Source organism: Oleiphilus sp. HI0066 (assembly GCF_001635725.1).
Window position 1 is genome coordinate 1 of the sequence record NZ_LWFH01001874.1, and the last position, 833, is coordinate 833.

Consider the following 833-nt stretch of genomic DNA (forward strand, 5'->3'; position numbering starts at 1 on the left):
CAGACAGACCAGAGCTCATTTCACGGTGTGTCTGCGATTCAGTTGTTCTTGCTCCGATTGCAGACCAAGAGATTGTGTCTTGAAGGTATTGCGGAGAAATCGGATCAAGCGCTTCTGTAGCAGTCGGTAGGCCGATTTCTGCGATGTCGATCAGAAGCTTACGACCAATATGAAGACCATCTTCGATTTCAAATGAATCGTTTAGATGTGGGTCATTGATCAATCCCTTCCAGCCAATCGTTGTGCGTGGCTTTTCAAAATAAACGCGCATGACTAGGTAAATAGTGTCGCTTACTTTGTCTGCCAATTCTTTTAGCCTTAGGGCGTAATCTTTGGCAGCATCAATGTCATGAATTGAACAAGGACCGACAACAAGGAAGATACGCTTGTCTTTGCGATCAAGGATATTATTGATCGTTTCGCGACCTTCAGTGACAACTTCTTTCGCTTTCTCGGTAAGAGGGATGTCTTGCTTTAGTTGTGCGGGAGTAATAAGGAGTTCTTGGCTCGCAACATTTATATTATCTAATTCAGCGCTCATTTATTTAACCTACTGATATCGTTTCGTTTCCGACAGGTTATTGTTTTAACAACAGAAAGTTTGTCTTTGTGGGCACGATGTTGACCTAAACGTTAATGCTTTGCAACGACATAGCGAATGTTCCGTGAAACATTATGAAAAAACCTGTGATTATCGATAACCTTTTGAACATCGCTGTCTATACTTTTGTTATTCAAAACAAAAACAAGCTTCGGTAAAGGAATATATGATTAGGTATTACAGTGATGACGAGCGGCGCCGCGAAGCACGGATGTATCGCAGTGGCGAAATC

1 protein-coding gene is annotated in these 833 nt (G+C 42.1%); it reads right to left on the reverse strand.

Features of this window, described 5'->3' with window-relative positions; translation table 11 throughout:
- On the reverse strand, positions 1–541 hold a 541-nt coding region (locus tag A3738_RS28910; protein ID WP_068764027.1), incomplete at its 3' end, for a 3-deoxy-7-phosphoheptulonate synthase.
- Positions 542–833 lie beyond the last annotated feature (292 nt).